The sequence below is a fragment of the Burkholderia sola genome, assembly GCF_905400185.1.
Lineage (GTDB): Bacteria > Pseudomonadota > Gammaproteobacteria > Burkholderiales > Burkholderiaceae > Burkholderia > Burkholderia sola.
This window is the reverse complement of the sequence record NZ_FR989676.1, coordinates 509,655-527,051: the sequence shown is the minus strand read 5'-3', so window position 1 is coordinate 527,051 and position 17,397 is coordinate 509,655. Positions and strand designations below refer to the sequence as shown.

13 protein-coding genes are annotated in these 17,397 nt (G+C 62.7%); 6 read left to right on the top strand and 7 right to left on the bottom strand.

The window, feature by feature from the left end; all coding sequences use genetic code 11:
- The first annotated feature begins 37 nt into the window (after positions 1 to 37).
- From KR541_RS18845 to KR541_RS18820, 6 genes are all read left to right on the top strand, one after another.
- Positions 38 to 385, top strand: a complete 348-nt coding sequence (locus KR541_RS18845) for a copper-binding protein (protein WP_050017683.1) — start codon at positions 38 to 40, stop codon at positions 383 to 385.
- Between the two features lie 14 nt (positions 386 to 399).
- On the top strand, positions 400 to 780 hold the full coding sequence (copC, locus tag KR541_RS18840) for a copper homeostasis periplasmic binding protein CopC (RefSeq protein ID WP_050017697.1): 381 nt from the start codon (positions 400 to 402) through the stop codon (positions 778 to 780).
- Positions 777 to 1,718: a copper resistance D family protein gene (locus KR541_RS18835; protein WP_216089722.1), complete on the top strand. Its 942-nt coding sequence runs from the start codon at positions 777 to 779 to the stop codon at positions 1,716 to 1,718. Before copC ends, KR541_RS18835 begins: the two co-directional genes overlap by 4 nt.
- Positions 1,719 to 1,886: 168 nt before the next feature.
- Positions 1,887 to 3,701 carry an ExeM/NucH family extracellular endonuclease gene (locus KR541_RS18830; RefSeq protein WP_216089721.1) on the top strand — a complete coding sequence of 605 codons (1,815 nt, stop codon included), beginning with the start codon at positions 1,887 to 1,889 and terminating at the stop codon, positions 3,699 to 3,701.
- A 698-nt stretch (positions 3,702 to 4,399) separates the two neighbouring features.
- Positions 4,400 to 6,247 carry a S10 family serine carboxypeptidase-like protein gene (locus tag KR541_RS18825; protein WP_216089720.1) on the top strand — a complete coding sequence of 616 codons (1,848 nt, stop codon included), beginning with the start codon at positions 4,400 to 4,402 and terminating at the stop codon, positions 6,245 to 6,247.
- Between the two features lie 82 nt (positions 6,248 to 6,329).
- A complete protein-coding gene (locus KR541_RS18820; protein WP_245170090.1) occupies positions 6,330 to 6,722 on the top strand; it encodes a 2-oxoglutarate dehydrogenase in 393 nt (130 codons plus the stop codon).
- A gap of 93 nt (positions 6,723 to 6,815) precedes the next feature.
- Here the strand turns inward: KR541_RS18820 and KR541_RS18815 are convergent, their stop codons facing one another.
- The 7 genes from KR541_RS18815 to KR541_RS18785 form a co-directional block, all read right to left on the bottom strand.
- Positions 6,816 to 8,294, bottom strand: a complete 1,479-nt coding sequence (locus KR541_RS18815; RefSeq protein ID WP_216089719.1) for an aminotransferase class V-fold PLP-dependent enzyme — start codon at positions 8,292 to 8,294, stop codon at positions 6,816 to 6,818.
- Positions 8,295 to 8,460: 166 nt separating this feature from the next.
- Positions 8,461 to 8,775 (bottom strand): TrfB-related DNA-binding protein, encoded by a 315-nt coding sequence (locus KR541_RS18810; protein ID WP_050017699.1) that lies wholly within the window; start codon positions 8,773 to 8,775, stop codon positions 8,461 to 8,463.
- Positions 8,776 to 8,793: 18 nt separating this feature from the next.
- Positions 8,794 to 9,051, bottom strand: a complete 258-nt coding sequence (locus KR541_RS18805; protein WP_050017691.1) for a PAAR domain-containing protein — start codon at positions 9,049 to 9,051, stop codon at positions 8,794 to 8,796.
- 217 nt (positions 9,052 to 9,268) lie between these two features.
- Entirely contained in the window at positions 9,269 to 10,261 is a 993-nt protein-coding gene (locus tag KR541_RS18800; protein ID WP_216089718.1) for a hypothetical protein, read from the bottom strand.
- Between the two features lie 171 nt (positions 10,262 to 10,432).
- Positions 10,433 to 11,776 carry a virulence factor gene (locus tag KR541_RS18795; RefSeq protein WP_080334389.1) on the bottom strand — a complete coding sequence of 448 codons (1,344 nt, stop codon included), beginning with the start codon at positions 11,774 to 11,776 and terminating at the stop codon, positions 10,433 to 10,435.
- Positions 11,777 to 11,910: 134 nt separating this feature from the next.
- Positions 11,911 to 14,223, bottom strand: a complete 2,313-nt coding sequence (locus KR541_RS18790) for a T6SS effector phospholipase Tle3 domain-containing protein (protein ID WP_216089717.1) — start codon at positions 14,221 to 14,223, stop codon at positions 11,911 to 11,913.
- A gap of 19 nt (positions 14,224 to 14,242) precedes the next feature.
- Positions 14,243 to 17,005, bottom strand: coding sequence for a type VI secretion system Vgr family protein (locus KR541_RS18785; protein ID WP_216089716.1), 2,763 nt, complete (start codon positions 17,003 to 17,005; stop codon positions 14,243 to 14,245).
- Positions 17,006 to 17,397 lie beyond the last annotated feature (392 nt).

Here is a 17,397-nt window from a genome sequence, read left to right as displayed (position 1 = left end):
CCGTCGATTTCCATTCACTCACACGGGAGTCGACACGATGAAGAAAGGACTGGTTCTGATGGCGACGGGGTGCGCGCTGGCGTTCTCGGCCGCGTCGTACGCGGCCGGCGACATGGCCGGCATGGACATGAGCGGCGGCGCGAAGCAGGGCGCCGCGGCGGCGCAGCGCATGTCGCACGGCGAGATTCGCAAGATCGACATGGCCGCCGGCAAGCTGACGATCAAGCACGGTCCGCTGGAGAACCTCGGGATGGATGCGATGACGATGGTGTTCAAGGTCAAGGACCCGGCGATGCTGTCGCAGGTCAAGGTGGGCGATACGATCGACTTCGTCGCCGAGGACGTGAACGGCGCGCTGACCGTCGTCGAACTGAAGAAGCCGTGATGCGGAGCGCGAACATGACCAGCACGATTTCCGGAGGGCTCGCCGCGTTCGCCGCGGCGGCCGCTCTCTTCGCGATGACACCGGCCGCGGCTTCGGCCCACGGCAAGCTCGAAGGCGCGGTGCCAGCGGCCGGCGGCACGGTCGACGCGGCGCCCGACGCGTTGCGGCTCACGTTCAACGAAGATCTCGAACCGGCGTTCAGCTCGGTGAAGGTGTCCGACGCGAGCGGCAACGCCGTCACGCAGGACAAGGCGAAGGTCGATGCGTCGAATCCGCGCGTGATGACCGTCGCGATACCGAAGCTTGCGGCCGGCGCGTACACGGTGCAGTGGGTGGCGATGACGGCCGATGCGCATCGCACGAAGGGCACGTATACGTTCCGGGTGAAGGGATGAACGACGGCATCGTCGGCCTGCTGCGGCTCGTGTCAGTGGTGATCCAGAACGCCGGGTTCGCGGTCGTCGTCGGCGCGTTGCTCGGCCGGCACTGGCTCGCGCGCGGCGCATCCGCGTGGCAGCGCGGCGTCGGGCGTCGGCTCGTCGCGACGCTGCGCAGCGCGTCCGTCGTATCGCTGCTCGCGAGCGTCACCGCGTTCTGGGCGCACTGCGCGCTGATGAGCGAAGTGTCGCTGTTCGACGCGGGGCCGGCGGTTTATTCGATGCTCGCGGGCACCGGGTTCGGCCATGCGTGGCTGGCCGGCACCGCATTCATGCTCGTCGTCGTGCTGCTGTCGTTCGTCTCGCATGCGAACGACACGCGGTTTCCGTTCGCGATGGTGGCCGCGCTCGCCGGTGTCGCGCTCGCTCGCAGCAACGGCGGGCATCCGGTGGACGCCGGGCCGTTCAGCGTCCCCGTGTGGGCCGACTGGCTGCATCTGCTGGCGATCAGCGCGTGGGTCGGGCTCGTGCTCGTGACGGCGTTCGGCGTGATGCCGCGGCTCGTCCGCATGCCGGCGAGCGAACGCGCGACGGGCGCATCGTTCGTGCAGTCGCTGTCCGATGCGTCCACTTACGCGCTGGTCGTACTGTTCGCGACCGGCACGTACAACGGCTGGCGCGGTGTCGATACGCCCGCCAACCTGTTCGCGTCGACGTACGGGCAGATCCTGCTGCTGAAGCTCGTGCTCGTGCTGATTGCCGCGATGCTCGGCGGACACAACCGGTTCTTCGGGATGCCGAAGCTGCTCGCCGCGTTGCAGGACCCGGCCGTCGCGATGCCGGCCGGCGCGTTGAAGCGGTTCGGCACGGTGCTGCGCGTCGAGGCGGTCGTGCTCGGCGGCGTGCTGATGGTGGCGGCCGTGCTCGTGTCGAGCGCGTTGCCGGGGACGGTCTAGCGCGGCGTTTTTTCGGCGGAGGATTCGCGGCATGAGCGACGCGCGGCAGTACGACGCATGGCGATCACGGCATGATGACGACAATTACATCGGCCTGTCTGCCGATTACCAAAAACTGTCACCGAGCGCCGCTAAGCTTTCGCCACCCTCACAACCGGGATTCCCGCCATGCGTTCGACAATCCGCCTGTTTGCCCCGCTATTGCTGCTCCCGACGCTCGCCGCGCCGGTATTTGCCGCCACTGCCGCGCCCGTCAGCGCGAACTGCGGCGGCAGCACGACGCCGATCGCCGATATCCAGGGCCCGGGCGCGCCGTCGCCGCTCGCCGGTCAGAACACGTCGATCGAAGCCGTCGTCACTGCCGATTTCGGCGGCACGGACGGCTTCGGCGGCTTCTTCGTCCAGCAGGCAGACGCGCAGCGCCGCAACCAGCCGGGCGTGTCCGAAGGCCTGTTCGTCTATGCGCCGAAGGTGCGTGCGAAGGCCGGCGATCTCGTGCACGTGACGGGCAAGGTCGAGGAGAAATACGGGCAGACGCAGCTCACGCTGGCGGGCGCGATCGCGGTGTGCGCGAACGGCCAGACGGTCACGCCCGCGACGCTCACGCTGCCGGTCGACAGCCCGAACGCGTTCGCCGCGTACGAAGGGATGCGCGTGCGCCTGCCGCAGACGCTGAGCGTCACCGACAACTACGAACTCGGCCGCTACGGCAGCGTGATGCTGAGCAACGGCCGCCTGCGTACGCCGACGAGCGTCGTGGCGCCCGCGCAGGCCCGGACGCAGATCGATGCGAACGCACGCAACCGCCTGATCCTCGACGACGGCTCGAACAAGCAGAACCCCGCGACCGTGCCGTATCCGGCGCCGGGCCTCGCGGCCGCGAACACGCTGCGCGCGGGCTACACCGTGCGCGACGTCGAAGGCGTGCTCGAAGTGCGTTACGGCGCATGGCGCGTACAGCCGATGCCCGGCGCGGCCGTGCCGGCGTTCGACAAGCGCGAGAACCCGCGCACGAACGCACCGGCGCGCGATCCGAAATCGAACCTGCGCGTCGCGTCGTTCAACGTGCTCAACTACTTCAACGGCAACGGTCTCGGCGGCGGCTTCGACGATCCGGACAACCGCGGCGCGAAGACGTTCGAGGAATTCCAGCGCCAGGAAGCGAAGATCGTCAGCGCGCTGAAGGCGATCGATGCCGACGTGATCGGCCTGATGGAAATCCAGAACAACGGCTACGGCGAACTGAGCGCGGTGCGCCAGCTCGCGGCGAAGCTCGGTGCCCAATGGCGCGTGGTCGATCCGGGCACGTCGCGGCTCGGCGGCGACGCGATCTCGGTCGCGATGATCTACGACAGCCGCAAGGTCGAACCGGTCGGCCGCGCGGCGACGCTCGCGATCGACGACAAGAACCGCCAGCCGCTCGCGCAGTCGTTCCGGCTGGTCGGCGGCAACAAGCAGGCGCTGACGGTGGCCGTGAACCACCTGAAGTCGAAGAACTGCCCGGATGCCACGAACGACGATCTCGACCAGGGCGATGGTCAGGGCTGCTGGAATCCGACGCGCACGCGCGCGGCGGCGAAGGTCGCCGACTGGCTGGCCGGCAGCCCGACGGGCGTCAAGAGCCAGGGCGTGCTGCTGATCGGCGACTTCAACAGCTACACGTACGAAGACCCGATCCGCACGCTCGAATCGCGCGGCTATCGCAACCTCGTCGCGCGCTGGATCGGTGCGAATGCGTACAGCTACGTGTACAACGGCGAAGCCGGTTATCTCGACCACGCGCTCGCGACGCTGCCGCTCGCGTCGCACGTGAAGGCCGTGCACGAATGGCACATCAACGCGGACGAGCCGCTCGCGCTGCAGTACACGCTCGCGTACAAGTCGGCCGAGCAGCAGAAGACGTTCTACGCGGCCGATGCGTATCGTTCGTCGGATCACGATCCGGTGCTGATCGATATCGCGCTGCCGGGCGGCGGGAAGTAAGCATGGTTTGAGTCTCGACGGCGGGCGGCGTGCGGCAATACCGTACGTCGCCGTCCGTCCGGCAAAGCCGTTTGAATGCCGGGTAAATAATGCCGCGAAGAATTAATCGAACCGGTATTTTATGGATGACGCAGTGCACATCGATGCCGCGATTGAAGCGTGATTGAAACGAATCGAATCATCGAATGACTTGCGCATGCTGCGGCATTGCCTTAATCGATCGGCGATAATAAAAATGAAAGAATAATCCGGTCGATTTGAAGGCTTTGAATGCGCTTGTCCAATACGCGAGCGGCTTATGCGTTGTGCGGGAAAAGCAAAATATTCGGCACGGCATTGCCGATAAAGACCACGCTGCCCGAATAATCCTGTTTTCTTTCAAATACCAGACACTGTCCGCCCTTCGCATCATTGCGGGATTTTTAATATCCGAATGATCTTTGACAACGCGGCGCAGCACCGCCTATTTTTGTGGTGTCGTAAATTTTAGTCATATAAAAGTTGGCCAAACTGCAGGGGGCGCGTCCGAGCACCATTCTCGCCAGCAGTTTGCTGTGTCTGTATCAAGTTCAGTCTCTGAGAAGTCCAATCCCCCAACCGCCGACTGCCGACCGTGCAACGCGAGTGGCGGGTCGGCCTGCGCGTGTCGCAGGCGTTGGCGGCCTTTGTGACGCGGTATCCGAAGCCAAAGGAAAGAGATGAAACCAGACAGGAGCAGTACCGGCAGCCGCCGTGTTCGTCGCGGCCGGCTGGCCCGGCTAGGCGCATTGACCTTCATGACACTGGCGCTCGCGGCCTGCGGCGGCGACGATTCGTCGTCCGTCGGCGCGTCGAGCCTCGCGCAGGCCACCGCGAGCCAGCAGGCCGGCGCGCAGGCGGCCGGCACGCAGGCGCCGGCCGCCAACCAGCCGTACGTCGACCCGGTCGCGTACTCGATGAACGCGACCGACGGCCTCGCGCCGTCGCAGGTGTCCGAGAAGGCGGCTGTCATGCATTACCAGTGGACCGGCGGCGGCAAGACGATCGACTACACGACGACCACCGGCCACCTGACCGCGCAGGACGCGAACGGCAATGCGGAAGCGTCGATGTCGTATGTCGCGTACACCGCGCCCAGCACGAACGGCAAGCCGCGCCCGGTCACGTTCGTCTACAACGGCGGGCCCGGTTCGTCGTCGATCTGGCTGCGGCTCGGCTCGTTCGCGCCGACCCGCGTGGCCACCCCCGATCCGCTGTTCGGCAACAACTGGCCGAACTATCCGCTCGTCGACAATGCGGAGAGCCTGATCGACACCACCGACCTCGTGTTCATCGACCCGCCCGGCACCGGGCTGTCGGAAGCCGTGTTGCCGAACACCAACCAGAAGTACTGGGGTTCCGACGTGGACGTGAACATCATGCGCGACTTCATCCAGCGCTACCTGAACGTCAACGGCCGCGGCACGTCGCCGATCTACCTGTACGGCGAATCGTACGGCACGCCGCGGACCGACATGCTCGCGCTCGCGCTCGAATCGGCCGGCGTGCACCTGACGGGGATCGTGCTGCAGTCGGCGATCCTGAACTACTTCGCGGATGCAGTGGAAGCGGTGGCGATCACGCAGTCGACCGAAGGGCTGCTGCTCGATACCGATACGGTGGCCGGCTATCTGCCCGGCTATGCGGCGGTCGCCGCGTACTTCAACCAGGTGTCGCCGGCGCCGGTGAACCAGGATCTGTACGCACTCCAGACGGAACTGTTCACGACGCTGATCTACAGCCAGTTGCAGAAGTATTCGCAGTCGTGGGTGTTGAGCCAGCTCGGCATTCCGGATGCGCTCGGCACGCCGGTGTTCCCGAGCGATGCGACGCTCAGGCTGTGGTCGATTCCATCGAGCCTCACGCAGCAGGCGCTGCGCGACTACTTCAACGCGAATCCGTTCGGCACGAGCCTGCTGCCCGGCACGACGATCGGCCGGTATGACGGGCGCGTGTCGTTGCCGAACTCGGACCCGCGGCTGCAGAACGACGGCGATCCGTCCGACATCCTGATCTCGCAGCCGTTCACGAACGCGCTCGCGACGCAGATGCCGGACTACCTCGGCTATACGGCCCCGAACGCGACGTACCTGCCGCTGAACGACGACATCATCGGCGTCTGGGACTTCTCGCACGACGGCCAGCCGATGCCGGACACGATCCCCGATCTGCTCGGTGCGCTGCAACTCAACCCGAAGCTTCGCGTGCTCGCGGAGAACGGCTACCACGATCTCGCGACGCCGTTCTTCAACACCGAGAAGCAGCTCGCGCGGCTGCAGACGGTGAAGGGCCTGCATCCGAAGCTGCAGGTGAATTTCTTCCAGGGCGGTCACATGATCTATCTGGACGACGTCGCCCGTCCGCTGATGAAGCGGGATTTGCAGACGTTCTACAAGGGCGCGCGGATTCCGACGGCGCTGACGCTGCACATGCTGCCGCCGCCGTGGCCGGATGAAAACCCGCCGAGCGTACCGACCGGCAGCGCGCCGGGTGCGACGACGGCGACCACGCTGGCGGCCGCCCCTTGAGCGACGGAGTCCTGATCAAAGGAACCTTCTATTCATCCATTGAATGCGAGCGATCATGTCCCTAATCCAATTGATGCGGCGTATGTCTCCGTTGATCGTGCTCGGCGCCGTGATGAGCACTGCCTACGCGTTGCCGCCGCAGGCGGTGGCGCCGGTGAAGCTGCCGCACGGCGGGCGCGGTGTCGACGGTCCGTTCTTTCCGGCCACGCGGGCGGCGCCGGTGTTGCCGTCGACCGGCGCGACGTTGCAGCAGCAGGCGCAGCAGCGCGTCGACGCGCGGCTCGGCGCCAATACCGTGCTGAGCAACGGCGCGGCCGTGACGAAGGCGCAGGCGCAGAGCAGCGGGCTCGGTTTCGTGTCGAAGCACTTCGACGAGATCGACGCGAAGCACACCGGCCGCGTGACGATGAGCGATGTGCGGCAGTTCATCCGGCAGCGGCAGGTGCAGGCGCAGCAGGAACAGCAGGACGAGTGATGTAGCAGGCAGGGTGGCGGCCGGCGCGGCTTTCCGTCGCGCGGGCCGGCTTCGTGCCTGAACGCAGGGGGGGCGGGTGTAGTGGCGGGCGGTTTACGCCGTGCGTCGTTCGGACAGCCGATTCCACAGCATGCCGGAGCGGCTGCCGCTGCGGCAATACGCGAGCACCGGCTTCGGCAGCGTGTCGACCAGCGCGCCGAACGCGTCGACTTCCGCGTCGCCGATGCGGTCGCGTTCGACCGGCAGGTAGCGCGCGTCCATGCCCAGTTCGCGCGCGGCAGCGGCGATCTCCTCGAACGCCGGCTGATCCGCGCCTTCGCCGTCCGGCCGGTTGCAGATCACTGCACGGAAACCGGCATTGCGGATCGCCTTCAGGTCGGCCGGCGTGATCTGCCGCGACGCGGTGAAGCCGGTCGCCGCCGCCGCCCGACATTGCTCGATCGCCCGCGCGAAACAGGCGACCGCGAAGTCGACGTCCTGTTCCGTCGTGAAACGCCCGAAACTGATGCGCACGGTGCGGCCGGCCGTTTCCGCATCGAGACCGATCGCGGTCAGCACGTGGGACGGCGCGCCGCTGGTCGAATTGCAGGCGGAGGTGGACGACACGGCAAGCGCTTCGCCGAGCATGAACGGGAAAAAGCCCTGCGCATGTACCGTCAGGCTCAGCGTGTGCGGGATGCGGCGGGCCGCGGCTGCGTTCTGCGTGACGTCGCCGAGCGCGAACAGCGCGTCGGTGAGCCGCGCGCCGAGCGCCGCGATCCGTGCGGCTTCGCCGTCGAGTTTGTCGGCGGCGAGTTCGCATGCGACGCCCATGCCGACGATCTGATGCGTGGCGAGCGTGCCCGAACGCAACCCGCGCTCGTGGCCGCCGCCGTGGATTTGCGGGGCGATCCGGCTCGCGATCTCGCGTCGGACGAACAGTGCGCCGATCCCCTTCGGGCCGTACACCTTGTGGGCGGACATCGACATCATGTCGATGCCGAGTGCGCGTACGTCGATCTGCGTCTTGCCGAGCGCCTGCGCGGCGTCGACGTGGAGCAGCGCGCCGGCGGCGTGCACGATGCGGGTGATCGCGCCGATGTCGGTCAGCGTGCCGATCTCGTTGTTCACGAGCATCAACGACACGAGGCCGGTGTCGGGGCCGATCGCGGCCGCCACGGCGTCGGCGGTGATTTCGCCGTTCGCGTCGGGCGTCAGGAAAGTGACCTGCATGCCGTGCTTCGACAGGTTCGCCATCGTGTCGAGAATGGCCTTGTGCTCGAGGCGGCTCGTGATCAGGTGACGCTTGCCGGTCGCGTTTTCCGCATAGCCCTTCAGCGCGAGGTTGTTCGATTCGGTGGCGCCGGACGTCCAGACGATTTCGTCAGCATCCGCGCCGATGAGTGCGGCGACCTGTGCACGGGCGTGCTCGACCTTGTCTTTCGCGAGCCGGCCGGCGACGTGCGAGCTGGATGCGGGGTTGCCGAAGATGCCGTCGAAGCCGAGGCAGGCCGTCATCGCTTCGATCACGCGGGGATCGGCGGGGGTCGTGGCTGCGTAGTCGAGGTAGTGCAGCGGGGGGGTGTCGCTCATGTCCGTTTTTTGCTGATTGCGTAGTGACGGAAATGATACGGGGGACAGAAGGGAAAAAGGATCCAAAGTTGGCTGAGGATTCAGCTCTAAGTGGAATTAATTTTTCTTTGCATGGGAAGTTGGGGAATTAGTTTCTCCGCCGGTTCGCTGGCCGGAATCGTCGCGATTACGTCGCCCCATCGAGGCCGGGTTGGGTCGATAACCGGTGCGCATCCCGCACCCATGCCAGCAGCGCCTGCTCGTACCTCGACGGAATCGTGACCGTGAGCGTCGTGAGGCGGGCGGCGTTGCATGGCAGATCGAGATAGCGTCGCCAGGCTTTTCGCACAAGTTGCGACATCGCGGAGTGCGTCATGCCGAGTTCGGCGGCCAGCGCCCGTTGTGATCGGCCCTTCACGAAAATCTCGTGCAAGGCCCATTGGTTCAGCGGCTTGATCCGCGTATCCTGCATCCGCAACAGCCGAAACTGTTCGTCGGTCATGCGTCGGGGCGTCGGCATTCAGACCCGCCCCGAATGTTGAAGCGACGAGATCAATTCCGCGCCGCACGAAGTCTTGTGGCCGTCGAACGCGGCGGCTCCGCCTTCGATGTCGAAGGCCGGGTCGCCTTCGGCAATCGTGCAGGCGCCATGAATCGGACACGAGCACGCGTCGCCGATACGAGCGACCGCGCGCCCCATCACCGTGCTTTTTCGGGCGCCGGATTCGACCCGGCCGCCGTGGGTGTGCGTATCTTCTACCCGGATAATTCCCCGCATGGGATTCCGTCCTCCAAATGGTTTGAGGTCTGACGCGGCGATCACGTTCGGACGAAGCGATTTGCCACGCCGGTGTGCATCACCATGAATAGCCTTGCATGCCGTAATTTGTATCGTGTCGGCGGCCCGACCACGGCAGGTTGCCACCGAAGTGATTGATCCGGCCGATGGCGAAACGCAGACGATCCGACCCAATAATTATTGGGCAGCATCCCGACTATTGAATTGGCTCGCAATTCTTTCGATCTTCCTCCGACGGTCCGCGGTGTTGGGCCGCATCCATCCAACCCAGATTAAATTGGGTATAGCTGTAGTGACATAACAGCGTGGGCTTTCCAGCGACGCTTTTGTCATCGACGGTTAAGGCGTCAAGTGTGAGAGGTACAGAAGGAAATGTAACATCAGCTAACGCGATTTGATCGGCTCTATACTTGATGTTGAACTTTCCAACCCAATATTCCGTCGCCTTGCCTGATACGACACGATAGCCGGTCGGCGCTGTTTTTGGTGAAACATAATACAAGGCCATCGACTGATGTAGCCGCACATCATCGCCCCCCGAAAATCGAAATAGGTCGCTGGGAACAAATAGATCGGTCGGATAATTCTTTCTTTCATAATGCGGTTTCGGTTGTCTAGCAAAAATCCATTGATGCTCGTCATCGTAAACGACCAACTGAATATCTATAGCCACAGGGCTGGCGAGAGAATTGTAATCTTCAATCTGCATGTAGCTCGGATAGCGATTCCCTTTATCGGCAACAAGGTCATCGGGAATTGCAAACACGATTTCTGGGTAGTTATTGAATGCACCCATGAAACGATATTTGGTGCCGGGTACATAGGCGGAGATCGGGCGGCGCATGGGTAAATTCGTACCTTGGACTTTCCAACTAATCGGACGTGCATCCAGAAGGCTTTTCCAATCGGGTTTTGTTCCGCTCTTCAAGGCGACCAGATTTTGCCATTTACAGTCGCTGTTCCGATCATAGCAACTATTATACAAATAAAGACTGATGCCCTCGTTTTCCAGCGTCAACCACGGACGTGGTTCAGCCGGAAAGCTATAAATTTTCTCGTAAGATTTCGTTGAAAAATGCGGCACAATTATCGGCGGGCAACCGGCTAGCAACACACTTATCGGCAGCGCCACGATCAATTTTATCTTTTTCAAATATTTGGATTTTAATGTCCGGAGCATGCTATTCATACCATTCCGCTATTTTCATATCGTCATTGTTAATCTGGAATCATGGTGGTGACGAAAGGAAACACCATGAGCGCCACCAAACCGGGCGCGATAGCAAATGGCTGCACTCGACTCCTGTTGCTAGACGCGGCGGTTACGTTCACATGCAGCGCGCCGCCAAGCCGATGTGCATCACCACGAATAGCCTTGCATGCCGTAATTTGTGTCGTGTCGGCGTCCCCACCACGGCAGGTAGGCGTTGTTTCCGCCGCGTGCGCGGAACCAATCCTTGTCGGGATCGATCGGCGTGAGTTTCGACGGTGGCCGGACAACGACCGCGACGGGATGCTCGGGATCGGTCGTGCCGGCGACGAGTGCGTTGCCGCCGAAGTGGTTGATCCGGCCGATGGCGAGCGCGACATCTGTCAGTGCGCTGCCGGTTCCCATGTCGCCAAGTAGGGCGGCCGTGTTGAATGTCTGTTTGCGGTGGTCGTATTCGGGGAGGGTTTCGGTCAACGTCTGCGCGAGGGTGGCAAGGCGTGACGATGATGCGTCGCTGCCTTTACCTGCGTCGTGAACGATGTAGTCGAGGTCAGGGGCCGTGATGCCAGCATTGCGTGCCGCTTGGTCGATGGTCGCCTTCCACGCCTGCACGGCGCGGGTCGTGCCGACCTTCTTCGGAAAATCAAGCGTGTTACCGGTTGCGGCCTTGCCGATCCACGCGAGCGGTTCACGCTCGGTGTTGAAGGTTGGGCCGGCGAGGAACAGCACGACAAGGTTCTCGTTGATCTGCGCGTCCGTGGGCGGGAAGTTGGGCGCGTCCCAGTTGATCGCCCAGACGCTCTTGTCGGGGTTCGCCCGCAAGTAGTCCAGTGCCTTGTTCAGCGATGTAAAGCCTGCGTTCGCGCCGCCTTGGGTGATTTGCACGTCGGGGGGCGTGTCGCGGCTCCACATTTTTCGGAAATACGGATTGCCGATCAAGAACGTCTTTCGAATCGAATCGCGCAAGTAGCTTTGCGAGTCGTCAACTTCGAGTCGATTCGGAATGGCAAGTTCGACACGAATACCCGCGAGTTCGCGCCAGTTATTTTTATCGTCGGGGCTCACCGTGTAGAAGTATTTTTGGTTAGACGCATAGCGCGAGCTAAGCAGTAGAGGAAACATGTACATGTACTTGTGATAGAAGCCCTTGAACGTCTCCTCGCCTTCGTTACCGTATGCAATACCCGCTACCGATTGCAAGGTGGTAAACGACTTCGGATCGGTGCGAACCATATCGTCATTCTTGTTTGGAACGGCAAGCCCTTGCGTCCATAACAACTGCCATTCGGTGGGGTAGTCCCTACGTTGCAATGGATTCAGCCACATCAGGCCAACAACCTGTGCGACGAACGGTTTAGCCGGCTCGTCGGCAGCAAGTGCGGTATTCTCCGCGGGCTCACGGGAAGGTGCGGCTTGTGCGGGACGCATCACGGCGGTGGCGAGCAGAAACACCATGAGTGCAGCGAGGCCGGGTACTACAACGAATCGTTTCATCCAATCTCCGATTTCCAAATGGGCCGGGTCGGGTTGTTCAACGTGTGTCATCAGCGAGGCCATGAGTACGGTTGCGATCAGCCATGTCGAAACGGCGGCGGCGACACGTCGCGGCCGTGTGGCGATTAGCGTCTTCAAATCACCCCCCCGACCTTCAGATAGAACTCACCTTCACGTTCGTCCACAATCGCGTCGGGTATATTTCCTTCGCCTTTCTCCATGTGTGCCCATTCCTGCGTCGGTAGATCACCAAGAAAACCACGCGAAAAATAATCAAAGTACTTCTTGTTTGGATGACCATCGGGGATACCTTGCCCCATTCGCCAATCCGCCTCGACGCGCAACGATTTAAGTTGCTTCTCCGTCAGGTAGCACAGACCCACCGCAACGTCATACGCGAGCGCCTTCTCGGCATGCTCGGGGTTAGTCATCGTCGTAGAGTGATTGGTTGGACTGTTGATCGCCCCGCGATCGAGCCAATCGACAATCTGCTTGTCGCGCCATTCCTTGTAGCCCTCCGGCATTTCGCTCTTGCCGTCCTCACCGATCACGTGGCCATCCCCATCGAGCCATTCCGTATTCAGCGTGCGCCGCGCTTCCATCCGCATCAACGCGCGATCCTCATAACGCTGTCCGGCTTCGCTCTCGGCCGTCCCTTGTGCGACGCTGTCCTTGTTCTTCGCCTCGTACTGATCGTAAGGATCGTCCGCGCGCTTGTCTGCCTCGCTCTTGCTTGCGTCGCGCCATGCGGCCGGCGGATCGTTGCCTTCGTTGAAGTCGCTTGTCGCATTGCCGTCCTTCGTTTCGATGGGCTTGCCGAAACGCAACGCTTGCGGCGGGAACGGTTCGTCGAGTGCCGGCGCGTCCGCTACCACGCTCCAGCCCTTCGGCGGATTGGCGTTCACGCGGAACATATTCAATGTCGAGCTGATCTGGGTCACGAAAAACATGATCGGCGCGGATGCAAGCGTGGCCGCCACCCCGAACACGGACTCGTTTCCCTTGAGCGCACCGATGAGATTGAATTTGGCCGGCGGCGAAGGCGGATACCAGAATCCCGACGTCGTTCCCTCTTTGCCATGCCGCCAGTCATCCTCCCGATACCGATAGCGTTTCTGCACGCCAACCTTGAAGCCGGAGGCAAAGACGCGCTGCGTCAGCACGCCGGGGACACCGATATCGTTCAGCTCGTTCTCGTCGATGCCGCGCCAGCCGATGCCTTGAACCGTGACCGCCGAAATCACCTGATCGTGTGGACAGCAATACGCGGTGACGCGACCATAAGTCGATTCGTTCAGGCCGTGGCGAGCCCGATCCTCTTGTGCCGCATAAGACCGCTTGCTGGTCGGTGATACCCGTTCGTTGGCCATGTCTTCATCGATCTTGCCGGCGGGCAGTTCGTAGGCTTTGCGCGTGCCGATGATCGACAGAAACTTGCCGAACGTTTTCGTGCGGGCGGCGTAGGTCTGCCGTCCGCGACGACCGCTGCCGTCCCTGGTCGCGCGTTGCGACCAGGTATCCATGAACGTATCGGATGGATTCGGGCCGTCTGCGCGCGCAAGGCTGTACGGCGCATTCGCCAGTACGTAGGCATCCGCCACGCAATGCCCGCTACGTCCCCACGGATCTTCGACATCGGGCAGTGCATCGCCGAAGAACGCCGCCGTCAGGCCCACGATGTTGCCCTGGCTATGGCATACGACGGTAATCGGCACGTCGGCCTGCATGCGGCGAATCGACTCGATCAGCCTCGCGAGGCGCAACGCCGCGAGCACGCCATATGCGCGGGGCGGCGCGCGATACAGCGGCCGGTTGGTCGGGTTGATCCCCTGGACGGTCAACCACCCGGCAGCGCGGTCGTCGAGACCGCCGTGCCAGAGATCGGGCAGGCTCGCGCAGCCGTTCGTGAACGGGCCGCCGCCCCAATAGTCCTTCTCGTTCAGGAAAATCTTGTCGCCGTACTCTTTCAGCTCTGCGGCGGTTGCCCTATAGCCCCATCGGAAATGAATGACGGGAGAGAAGGACGGGTCAGATTTGATGTAGTTGCCGGACCAAAGCTTCGGATTAAGAAACCCATCCGGCGTCACGCTTTCCGTGTACTTCGCCGGCACCAATTGCCCGGCGTCGATGCCGTGATACATCAATTGATCGTCCAGCCGGCCGAGCCGGCGATTCAGGCCATCGCACAGCCCCTGCTCGGCGGCTTCGAACCATTCGCCTTCGGAGTTCACGCCATGGACGAAGATGACGATACCAGGCAACGGCATTTGCTTGATACAGATCAGCCGGGTGTCTTTCGTCCACATCGAGACGCCGTCGCTCCGACCGACGACGATCTGAGGTGGCTCCGGGCGCGGCGCAGCCGTATCGGCCACATCGGTCTTCGCGGCGTGCTCGTTGGTGCGGGCGCTCGCGGTCGGTCGAGAATCGAGAGATGAGTCGTTCATCCGGACTCCTATGCTTTCGTTAAACATTCTTCTTGATGAACTTCACCGCCAGCCTCTCGAACCGGTCGGTATCGACGGCCGGCAGTTCCCCGGCCGGGTCGGTCGTCAAACTCGACAGCGTTCCCGATGCCTTTCGAATCTGTCCTTCGAATCCCGGCGCTGCATGACCATCCGTCGGGCGGACCAGCTTCGGGACGCGGCCGAGCGGACTTTGATCGAATGTCGGCAGGTCGACGCTCATGCTGGCGGGGCCGTCCCACGCATGACCATCGGATTTCACGGTGAACTTGCCGGGGCATCCCAATTCGATATCGCCACCATGCAGCTTGAGATACGCGCCGCCCGCCGTGACGAATACGACTTCGTCGCTGGCCGTGCCGGCAAGCCTGCCATCGGCCGCGGTCAACTGGATGTTTTTGCCGGACTCGATTTGCGTGTCGTCGTGCTGCGATTGAAGGGTCACTTTCCCGTGGTTCGCAATCGCCGATACGCCGTCGCCGTGCGCGAACATCGCGACGCCATGCCCGGCATGCAGATTGATTCGCTCGCCGCTCGTGATCTGCATGTGTTGCTGCGCGATCTGATCGATGTTCTCGCCCGCATACGTGACATGCGTTTTCGGCGTGACGTTCAGCGACCCCGCTTGCGCACCGAACGCCATGAACGCGGATGCGTCGCCGGTAGCGCCGGATTCCGACCCGCCGGGTTTCCAGTGACGGAAAGCATTGGCGATGTTGTCCTGGCCGGCCGTGTCGGCGGATTGCCCGCCATGCTCGCCGGCGTGATCGCCGAGTGACTTGAACAGCGCCGTGCATTGATCGAGCAAGTGAATCAGTTCTTCGCGATCGAGCTGACCGCCGGTTGCGTGCGAACGCGCATAGGTCGTCAGCAGCATGCCTTGGGCGGCGCGCAACGCCGCAGCGGCGTCGGTGCGCAGCTCCGCGCCTTCGCCTCGATCGTCCCCGTGTCCGTCCACGCGCGGCTGCGTCAGGTAGCCGAGATTCAACTGGGTATGCGCATGTTCGCTTGCCAACTGCGCGGAGATTTGCGACGGCGTATCGTCCAGGCGAAGCTGGTTGTGCCGGCGGCCCTTGACTTCCCGCGTCTTGATCCCGGACACGTAGCGATTGCCCGGCAGCCCGCCGGTATGGCTGAAAGTCGCGGGTGGGTTCGCGCCGTTGCTCAACACGCCGATGATCACCAGACGGTCCGGATCGCCCGACAGGCTCCCCAGCAGGACCTCCATGCCGACGCGCGGCAGGAACAGCGCGCCGAAATACTCGCCCGCGAGACTCGCCGCGACGCGAATCGGCGCGCTGTCGCCGGCCAGGCCGTTCGTGCCGGCGCCTTGCGCGTGAGCATGGTCCGCCGGATCCAGCCCGTGAATCTGCACCCGCACGCGGCCGGCCTTGTCGCAAAACACCTCTTCGCCCTGCGTGCCGACGATCGTGCCGGTCAGCAGGTGAACCGGCGGCACGTCGATCGCCGGATCGTAGGCGGGCTTCAGCGGCACACCGCGCTGCACGCACGTGAAACTGTTCTCGTAGCGCGTGTCCGTTGATCCCGATGCATCGGGCGGCGGGGCGGTCGGCGTCAGGTTGCGGCTTGCCGCGAATAGTCCGCTTGTGCGGCCCGACAGGTCTTTCGGCAGGTTGTTCCAGATGGCGTGTCGAATCGACGTGACGACGAACCGACGGCGATCGATCGACTTCATATCCAGCTCGGGGTCGCCGGCCAGCGTGAACCCGTGCCCCACCAGCATGTCGCGTACGGTGCCGATGCCTTCGAAGCGCGCGGCCGCGAACTGGTGGGCCAGCATCCGGTCGTGCGCGATGCGCGCGTGATCGTTCCACGAGTCGCCGACGTGCGGGATGTCGATCGCGACGTCGGTCAGCAGGCGCGCAAGATCGTTCCCCGACTCGCCCTGGTCGAGGCCGGTGACGGCCTCGAAGTCGTCCATGCGAGCGGTCTTGTAATCCCACGACGGGCGGCGGACCTTGCCGGGCGACAGGCTCTGGTCGTACGCAAAGAGGGTGACGGTGTCACGTTGCTCGACGCTGGCGTCGCGCGGGTGAAGGCGTACGATACCGGCCGGCGCGTCCGGCAGACGATGCGGATCGTCGCAGAACACGAGCGTGTGAATCGGGCGCTCATCGGCCACGCCGCGTCTTCCGTCGACCGGCGCGGCCTTTGCAAAGACCGTGATGCCTTCCCGGCGCAGCAGACGCCGGATGAAGCGTGCGTCGGATTCGTTGACTTGCCGCGTCAGCTCGCGTGCCGGATACCGATCGGCCCGCAATGCCGACAGGTCGAAATCGAACGCTCGCGCGAGTGCGGGGCTACGCTGTTTCCACTCGTTCATCAGCGTCGCCAGAATGTCCGGCACGCTGCGCGAGCGGAACAGGCGGGCGTTCGTACGACGGTCCATCAGTGAAAGGGCGTCGCACACATGCAGCTGATAGACGGTCAGTTCGCCGTCGGATTGACCGGCTCGCACTTCGCGCACGATCGCGTTGATCGCCTGGATGTTGCCCCGATCGGTCGTCAGCCGGACCGATACGGGCAAACCGAGAAACAGCGCAGGCGGCAGATGATCGTAGGTCGACACGCAGGTCAGTTGCCCTTCGATGCCCGACATCAGTCCCTCGCGGATATCGGCGTGATGGAGCGCCAGCAGATGGCCGACTGCGCGTTGCGCCTGCCCGAAATGCAGGGAGACTGGACGCTTGTTCAGGTCGACCAGACCCGACGCAAAGTTTCTAAAAGTTGCTGCGATCGACATAACGACAATCTCGTTATTTTTTGTTCCGGATTCGGATGGGTTCGAATCCGCCTCTCAGGGTGGCAATGCAACGGCACTTGGGATTTCGGTGCGAAGAATAGCAAGCTATTTCTAGCTTTAATTAATATTTTTATTTTGAGATGGGAAATATTTTCTTTTGAAACAATGGTTAATATTTGGTTGGTTTGAGTAGTGTTTTTGTTTGGATGAGAATGTGTCGAGTAGATTGTTCTGGATTGGTATTTGTCGTGCCTCGTTTTCCCATATCGTCGAAATGGGGGCTTTTTTGTCAGGACACGATTGAATTGGAGGTTGAAGATTCGGAATTGTCCTGAATCAAAATGAGCAACGACACGTCACGCTATTGAAATCGGTGCGAGCGGGGCTTGTGC